Raw genomic sequence first — 7,392 nt, forward strand, 5'->3', positions numbered from 1 at the left:
TACTTATATTACGAGGTCAACTAAGTCATTCAATACTAGTATTTAAAACTACAGTTTTTCGGCAAAAATCCACTTATATAGGTATTCATCACAGAGCGATCGCAAAACTTTTCGGTCTACTGAATTTCACTACGTCTGTGATTAACTCAGCCCTGCTGGGTCTTTTTGCATGGCTTAGTCTAAACTCCAGTAGCTAGCGATCGCACCAAATCGTCAGCGCAGTTATTGGCATTGTTGGGGTGATGAACTTAACTGGCGGCGTGCCGCGTCTCCCGCTATCACTCCTATCCTCTCCAAATTTCTTAAACAAAGCGATCGCCCTCATTTTCCCTATGGGATGACCGCGCCGCTACCTCAATTTTCTACTACTTGAATCGATGCTGGCTTTTATACAATATTTGGTAGCCACCACTGAGAATCACCACATTTTCTATCAGATTTTGATACCGTAGTCACGTTCTCTATATAAATAGATATTAATCATCATGACTACCAAATCCATCATGACTACCAGACCGTAACTACCAAAACCCAAATCCCCAATCTCAATTCTTAGCGTGACTACGGGCAACCGCTTCACTTCTGTACTAGCTTGGCAATGCTGGTTTTTATACAGTTTTTGGTAGTCACCACGGAGAATAGCCGTATTTTGTATCAGATGTTGATACCGTAGTCATGACCTCTATATCAATAGATATTAACCATCGTGACTACCAGATGTGGCTACCAAAACCCCAAAACCTCCAATCTATTTTTTGAGCATTGGGCATTGGGCATTGGGTGTTAGGCATTGGGCGATGCCTTCGGCGGCAAGCTACGCTTCTCCATTTTTGGCATCACTTTTGCAATTTCAATTTTTCACCGCGAATGAAATCGCCTCATCTAATTGCCTTCCCGCCGCGTCGCCAAAACAAAAAAAAGGTTTTGGAGAATGGGAATGAGGACAAGAGGCGATCGCACCTCTTCACCTCTGCCACAATCGCCTACAACAAGTTGAGGGTACAAATACCACAGCCACCACCATACACACCCCTAGAATCGCACTCCTTACCCCACTCGTGATTTAAGTGGGGTAGCAGGTATTAAGGAATGAAGGAAGAGAGGAGAGGCGATCGCACCCAATCCCAAAAACAAACCCCGTGCCATACGAGGTTTCTACGAGGTGTTATTTGGGGTTGTGGGGTCTAGCACAACAATTAGGCTTAAAGAACCCTAAACACAATGTTTATACTGAAATTACGTTCAATTACGTTCTGTCTTGGAGTAGTTCACTAGTTATTTGAACAGAGGGCGTATGATATGCCTTAGACGACATTGGGGCTAAAAAGGTGTACTGTAAAGCTTTTGCCCGTATTACATGGCTGAAACGGGTTCTCAAAAAAGGTTATTTTTTTGCGATTAACCGTGTTTTGTAACTTTGGGAGAATGCAATAGCCCAAATGGTTACGGAGCTTTAGTTTCCAGCATTTGGCTATAAATTTTAGTTTCTAATAACCCAAGTTGCTAGTTATAGATTAGGCGATCGCAAGGTGTCATTTTAGCAATAAAATCCCCTCCAGGAATAAAAATCGGAGGGGTGTATGCTAAATGAAATAATTGCGATCTATGCTATCACTGATGACTTGTTAAAGGCGATTGGACATGATGAAGATTGTCGTCGTCATATGAGTGATGCAGAAATTATTACAACAGCATTAGTTGCAGCATTATTCTTTAACGGCAATCACAGTAAAGCTTGCAACTATATGCTCATAGCATAAATTTATTCCAGGGATGTTAGAAAAATCACGATTTAATCGGCGATTACACAGTGTTTCGATGCTAATCAATGATTTATTTCATCAGATTGTTTGATACTCAAAGAAACAAGTGATTGTACTGAATATCTTTTAGACTCATTCCCTGTAGCATTATGTGATAATATTCGGATTTTCAATGTCAAAATAATCAAGTCAGAGCAATATCGGGCGGAGCCGGAGACGCTCCGCCTCCGGGTTATATTAGTCTGAATTGAAAAGCTGGTAACTTTCATCTTCTTACTTCTCCCGCCTTTTTTTCTAATTCACATTAGGCGTAATTTGGGAAAATCCTTAGTCAGCGATCGCTTTAATTCATTCAGTTTTTGTAGGGCAAAGAGGAGACTGTAAAACCTCCTCAAAACTACTACCCAGTAAGGAATCTGAGGCTTTTTAGGGTTTCTAAAAAGCTCCAAAAAACTTTTTATTCGATTCCGGTAAAAATAATTACGGACTTTTTTCGATAAGCTCAGACTTCTCAAAAGGCTGAAATGGCTGTTGGTGCTAGCTTGCATTGTTTTAGCGCTTGGTTTTTAATTCCCTTGATTGATGAAGGTAGGGCAGGGTGGTTTCATACAAGCAGAGAAAAATAATAATGATTTATGGAGGGTGGAGAAAAATGGATAGATAAAGGGTATGAATCTCATTGAACAATTGCAGGAAGTCCCAGATTATCGGCACATCCGGGGACGAAGACATGAGTTATGGTTAGTGTTATTGCTCATATTGCTGGGAGCAATGACTTTCTTATTGGGGCTACCGACCATTGGAGGATTTTACCAAAATACACAGACTTGGCTTAATTGAACTGTTAAACCTAGATGAGACAATCAAGTTTCCCTCTTACTCAACATTCCGACGAGTACTCAAAACAGTAGATTTTCAGCCATTCACTGACTTGATTTTTTAATTGGGCATCAGTTTTTGTTCCGCCAATCCCTTATGAGAGACTGGCGATCGATGGTAAAGGCATTCGCTGCACAGTCACAGATTACAGTAAATCCTACCAAAACTTTATCAGTACCGTATCAGTTTATAGTCACGAGCGCGGCATTGTACTCAGGATGCAACCGATGTCAAACAAAAAAATTAGTGAAGTGACCATCGTACAACAATTAATTTCCGAGTTTTGTGGTCAACAAGTCGTTTTTACCCTTGATGCAATGCAAAAGCCAAAAAAAACTGTATCCCTGATCATCAATAGTGGCAATGACTACCTGATTGGATTAAAAGAAAATCAACCGACACTCTACTGTTAGGGCTCAAACCCAATCACAACAGGATACTCCACTTCTTCGTGCTACAACTGTAGAAAATGTTCATTCTCGACTAGTACAACGTGAGTGCAAGGTTTTTGCTGCACCCGAACAAATTCAAAAAAAATGGTCTGGACTCAAAACTTTTGTTGTTATCGAGCGTCAGGGTGAGCGCGATGGTCAACCATTCTATGAGCGTCAATCCTATATCTGTAGTCAATGTCTGGAAGCTCAACAGTTACTTTCTGACATCCACTTGTCTTGGGGCATCGAAAATCGACTGCATTGGGTTCGAGATGTGACATTCCAAGAAGACTTTCCACCACGCCGTGGTGGCAATGCCCCTGTCAATTGGTCTATCTTACACAACTTTTTCTTGTGCGTTCGCCCGCAAACTCTGTTTCCGAACTATTCCTCAAGCACAACGTGCCCTCTCCAACCAACTGCACAAAGTTTTTTCTTTCTTTGTATGAAACCACCCTGCTTGATTGATGAAGGTAGGGGGGGGAATCAAATACCAATCCGACTCTAAAAATTCTCTAATTTTGATCACAAACTAGCAAAATTAGTTTATAGTGAGAGGTGTGGTTTGGTGGTATTTGCCCCCAATGCAGAGCGCCCTGGTATCCCTTTGTTGAATTTTTTAGATGATTCTCCGCCGCCAAGCAAAGTTACATCTTTAAATTCTGTGGAACCAGTACGCTCCAAGTTTTGAAATACTTGAACTATAGATATTTGAGTCAAAGTCTATTGAACCGAAGAATCTTTACTAACACGCCTCCTATCAGTAAGGTTTAACCCATACAAATCCACTATTAGTATAAGCTCTAATTCATCTTTCTAGATCACTGGCGAGATATTTTGTTTCGCCAAATTTCTGCATGGTTTTTAGGATTTTACCTGCATTGTTAGTCCTGTTTACAATTCTTTTCTCAATGCACATTTTCTAAATAGTTGTAAAACGCAACAGTTCGGTTAACAGGTTTTAAATTCATTTCCCCAACTCTCCAATCTTGAACTGTAGTGGGAAGTTATCTTTTGTTATGCCCCCGCAAAACCTATATTTTAGTCATGTAATCACAAGCGCTTGTGATTTTCTATTAAAAATACTGAAGTATTTTCTAGTTCTTTTTTTAATTATTTTAAGCATTTGTCGTTCAACTCCTAAGTTGGTGAAAGCCCTTCTGTGACTGAGCTAGACCCTCCTACTGAATTAAGAAAAGCATATATAGATAAATATACTTTAGGTATTGTGAAAATGTAATGTAAGTTTCTGCGATGACACAAGCGCTTGTGATTCTCCATTTAAAATAGCCAGTAATTTTTTAATCATTATTTCGATTCCTCAAGTATATACAGCTAAACTCTTTAATTACTGAAACCCTATTTATAACTGGGTTTAAGCCTAATCTGAAATCAATATAAGTCAGATTTTGGTAACATCGTTTGAGCCTCCAATAGTCCAATATAAGTTTTTGTGATGACACAAGCGCTTGTGTCTTCTTTGTTGAGAATACTCAAGAAGTCTGCTCCTAACAAATGCACAGGGGGGTGTGCATTCTTTATTGAGAATAGTGAATAAGCTTCGACTCATTATTTATTTTCCCACTTATCGTTTAACTTTTAAATCCCTGGAAAGCCTACTGTTCCCGATAAAAATACAACTCCTGAATCAAGAAAAGTAATAAATGATTTGTTGACTTACAGTTTAACTGCTAAATCTCTGAAAACCCATCCATGACTGGGTTTATAGCAATTATTAAATCAACAGAACAGACAACTATCCAAGAGTTCTGACTGTAAAACCGTTTTTGCATTTTTCAACTAAAAGCCATCTTTTTGCTTCGGGTTCCAGCGCTGGCATAATGCGAAAGTTAAAAACATCTGCCCAAGTTTCTATCCCATGATTATCAGCAAACTCTAATTCAAGTTCTTTGAACCAGAGCCAATTCCGATTGCTGATAGCCGTAAAGACTGGAATGAATGTACTTAGTGGTATTAGGGTTGCTGTCTCAGTCATCTGTGTAATCCTCAAAAATGCAAACTATGGGTAAGGGTTGGTCTTCTGTGTCAATTATTTCTACCAGTCGCCTGCCTGTGTTTTTAGCAATTCGCCTGCAATACTCCTCAGATACGGCTACAGACCAATCTCTCGTCTCTGCGATTGGGTCAAATTTACCCTTAGATCGCTTTATATTGTCATTCTCAGTCATCTCGGTTTATCATGTACGTCCTTTTTAATTTCCAAGTCTTGCAGCCATTGGGTAATTAATTTTTCCATAACATCACTCTGAGAGATTTCTAGTCGAGTACAAGCCACCCTAAACTCTGTTGCTAAAGATTTAGGGACGTATCCCGTTATTTGGCTAAAGTCAGGCGATCGCCTTTTATCGACCATTTCACTGTTTTTATAACTATGTCTTGTTGTCATTCTCGCACCTCATCTTGACTTTTAATTAAGTCTTGTTGACAGGATAACAAGACACAGCTATATTAACGGTAACAGCAATCAAACGACAATAAAACATTATTTGGTGTTGAACGAGTATCCCAAAGATAAACACAGCAATGGGTTTAGCCACTCAACATCGCATAGTGCTTGATGTCTTAATTGATTGGCATTAATTCCTGAATGATTCTCGATTAATTCTGAAAACCCTTATGAGACAAAGGAAAAATCGCAATGCAACAAACCATGACTTGTTTCTAGATTTCCCTGCCAATAAGACTTATGTGAGTGTGATATTAGGCGTAAGTCGCAGCACTGTATACCTTTGGTCTGAAATCGCTTTCTGGCGCATTCCTCAATTTAGAGAAGCTTACTCTAAAAAACCAGATGGCAGTTATGACAAAGAATCACCGCTAAGTCCTTATCAATGCTGGGTTATAGGAAGAATCGGCAGATTAATGAGCCAAGTAGTAAGTGCAGAACGGGTGAAGGTCGGCATTAAGAAAAATCCTAATTACTTCAACGTCTACACCTACAGAAAAGCACAAGAGCAATTACAAAGAATAGGAGCGTAAACGATGCCAGCAAAGAGAATCCGTACATCAGCCACAGTTATAGATATACCAGCAACAGAGATTAGTATTGCCGATGCCGTTGAGCAACTAGGAACTACAGAGCAAGCTTTGAGATTGGCTTTGATAGATATTCGCCCGGATGACTTCGACACGACAAAAACCTTACCATTGCTTGATTTTGAAGCAGTTGCTAAGAAAATTGAAACCATAAAACAGCCACATCTGCCAGCAATACCCCAAAATACCGAAACTCTCACAGAACAACCCTCTGAGGCAGCCACAGAACAGCCACAAAGTACCCTCTCCCCGCCCCAGCAACAGCAACATTTAACAGCGCCTAACCCGCTACTTTCTTTGTCTGCCTTGGGGTCAAGGGCATCAAGTAGTAAAGGGGCTGCCATCTCTATTTCATTGCGTTGATATTGTAGGCGTTGGTCTTGCACGGCAATATGTTGCCATGTATCTAAACGGTCTATAACTTGTCGCCGGATTTCTTGACGCAGACTTTCGGCTTCATCGGCTTTTAAGGGGCTATGTCCTTCTGCACGTTTAACGATCGCATCCACCACAAAATCTAAAAGCAGGCGATGTTGGGTAATTTGAGCAGCACCTAGAGGCGCTGTCATTTCTGGATTACCTAATCTGGCAAGGGCAACGGTAACACCTGATAAACCCCGGTCGATGGCGCGGGGTGAGAAGGGAGTAACGCTACTTGCTTCCACTGTTCGGTAGAAAGTATCATGCCAGATTTGAAAACGTTCGTAGTGAGAGCGATCGCGCGGTCGGTGAATGTTGAGTAAGGTAACGACTAAACCAGGTTTTTCAGCTTCTCGACCAACGCGGCTGGTGGCTTGGATGTATTCGGCAGTAGTTTTCGGCTGTCCTAAAACTACCATCAGCCCTAAGCGCGTGATATCTAGCCCTACGGAAATCATGTTAGTTGCTAGGGCAATATCAACTCTTTCTTTATCATGAAAAGGTAAAGCTAGACGACGTTTGGTATTAGCAACTTTGTTAGTGCTGATGCGAGAGGTTAATTCTTCTGGTTCATCATCAATTTTGCGATCGCAAAATAAGCTTAACGGTTCTTGGTAGCGACGGCGATCGCCATAATGACTCAGGCGCGAGTTTACCTCATCTTCCACTAGGCGGCGACTACCACCCAATTCCCGCAGGGAATTAAAATAACCTAGTGGTCTGTCCCATTAATTTTGAGGGGTTGGATAAATCTTTGAAAGCTTAACTCTTGCGTCTTCTGTACGAAAACACCAATCTACACAAACTTTATTTTGATTGCGATCGCGTTCCCAAATCGA

The 7,392-nt window shown here is 40.7% G+C and carries 11 protein-coding genes and 2 pseudogenes; 7 read left to right on the forward strand and 6 right to left on the reverse strand.

Annotated features, from left to right (window positions below):
* Window positions 1-197, forward strand: a 197-nt coding sequence (locus LC653_RS43735; protein ID WP_229501505.1) for a hypothetical protein, incomplete at its 5' end; no start/stop codon positions are given.
* A gap of 236 nt (window positions 198-433) precedes the next feature.
* On the opposite strand, the gene LC653_RS43740 is transcribed toward LC653_RS43735, so the two are convergent.
* Window positions 434-571 carry a hypothetical protein gene (locus LC653_RS43740; protein ID WP_229501506.1) on the reverse strand — a complete coding sequence of 46 codons (138 nt, stop codon included), beginning with the start codon at window positions 569-571 and terminating at the stop codon, window positions 434-436.
* 148 nt (window positions 572-719) lie between these two features.
* Between LC653_RS43740 and LC653_RS43745 the strand changes: the two genes are divergently transcribed.
* From LC653_RS43745 to LC653_RS47735, 5 genes and pseudogenes are all read left to right on the forward strand, one after another.
* A complete protein-coding gene (locus LC653_RS43745; protein WP_229501507.1) occupies window positions 720-941 on the forward strand; it encodes a hypothetical protein in 222 nt (73 codons plus the stop codon).
* 639 nt (window positions 942-1,580) lie between these two features.
* Window positions 1,581-1,967: pseudogene (locus tag LC653_RS48175) on the forward strand (transposase family protein); the annotation flags it as partial.
* A gap of 465 nt (window positions 1,968-2,432) precedes the next feature.
* The gene (locus LC653_RS43755; protein WP_229501509.1) at window positions 2,433-2,603 is read left to right on the forward strand and encodes a hypothetical protein; all 171 of its coding nucleotides are present in this window, start codon (window positions 2,433-2,435) and stop codon (window positions 2,601-2,603) included.
* A 107-nt stretch (window positions 2,604-2,710) separates the two neighbouring features.
* Window positions 2,711-3,055 (forward strand): annotated as a pseudogene (locus LC653_RS46665) (ISAs1 family transposase); the annotation flags it as partial.
* Complete coding sequence (locus LC653_RS47735; RefSeq protein WP_372478305.1) at window positions 3,033-3,584, forward strand: ISAs1 family transposase; 552 nt, start codon at window positions 3,033-3,035, stop codon at window positions 3,582-3,584. The pseudogene LC653_RS46665 and the gene LC653_RS47735, both read left to right, overlap by 23 nt.
* 38 nt (window positions 3,585-3,622) lie before the next feature.
* Here LC653_RS47735 and LC653_RS43765 read toward each other — a convergent pair whose 3' ends face one another.
* The 4 genes from LC653_RS43765 to LC653_RS43780 all read right to left on the reverse strand — a co-directional run bounded on the left by LC653_RS43765 (window position 3,623) and on the right by LC653_RS43780 (window position 5,483).
* Window positions 3,623-3,796, reverse strand: a complete 174-nt coding sequence (locus LC653_RS43765) for a hypothetical protein (protein ID WP_229501510.1) — start codon at window positions 3,794-3,796, stop codon at window positions 3,623-3,625.
* A 1,036-nt stretch (window positions 3,797-4,832) separates the two neighbouring features.
* Window positions 4,833-5,072, reverse strand: a complete 240-nt coding sequence (locus LC653_RS43770; protein ID WP_229501511.1) for a hypothetical protein — start codon at window positions 5,070-5,072, stop codon at window positions 4,833-4,835.
* Complete coding sequence (locus LC653_RS43775) at window positions 5,065-5,265, reverse strand: hypothetical protein (RefSeq protein WP_229501512.1); 201 nt, start codon at window positions 5,263-5,265, stop codon at window positions 5,065-5,067. Before LC653_RS43775 ends, LC653_RS43770 begins: the two co-directional genes overlap by 8 nt.
* Entirely contained in the window at window positions 5,262-5,483 is a 222-nt protein-coding gene (locus tag LC653_RS43780) for a hypothetical protein (RefSeq protein WP_229501513.1), read from the reverse strand. Before LC653_RS43780 ends, LC653_RS43775 begins: the two co-directional genes overlap by 4 nt.
* Window positions 5,484-5,713: 230 nt before the next feature.
* Here LC653_RS43780 and LC653_RS43785 point away from each other — a divergent pair, with 230 nt between their 5' ends.
* Complete coding sequence (locus LC653_RS43785) at window positions 5,714-6,076, forward strand: hypothetical protein (protein ID WP_229501514.1); 363 nt, start codon at window positions 5,714-5,716, stop codon at window positions 6,074-6,076.
* Here LC653_RS43785 and LC653_RS43790 read toward each other — a convergent pair.
* Window positions 6,034-7,242, reverse strand: coding sequence for a helicase-related protein (locus tag LC653_RS43790; protein ID WP_229501515.1), 1,209 nt, complete (start codon window positions 7,240-7,242; stop codon window positions 6,034-6,036). The genes LC653_RS43785 and LC653_RS43790 overlap by 43 nt on opposite strands.
* Between the last annotated feature and the right edge of the window lie 150 nt (window positions 7,243-7,392).

The organism is Nostoc mirabile CHAB5784 (assembly GCF_020829645.1).
Taxonomy (GTDB): Bacteria; Cyanobacteriota; Cyanobacteriia; order Cyanobacteriales; family Nostocaceae; genus Nostoc; species Nostoc mirabile.

Excerpts from the sequence above, each read along its gene's own strand:
- LC653_RS43780 (WP_229501513.1), bottom strand. The coding sequence starts at position 5,483 with ATGACAACAAGACATAGTTATAAAAACAGTGAAATGGTCGATAAAAGG.
- LC653_RS43785 (WP_229501514.1), top strand. The coding sequence starts at position 5,714 with ATGAGACAAAGGAAAAATCGCAATGCAACAAACCATGACTTGTTTCTA.
- LC653_RS43755 (WP_229501509.1), top strand. The coding sequence starts at position 2,433 with ATGAATCTCATTGAACAATTGCAGGAAGTCCCAGATTATCGGCACATC.
- LC653_RS43770 (WP_229501511.1), bottom strand. The coding sequence starts at position 5,072 with ATGACTGAGACAGCAACCCTAATACCACTAAGTACATTCATTCCAGTC.
- LC653_RS43775 (WP_229501512.1), bottom strand. The coding sequence starts at position 5,265 with ATGACTGAGAATGACAATATAAAGCGATCTAAGGGTAAATTTGACCCA.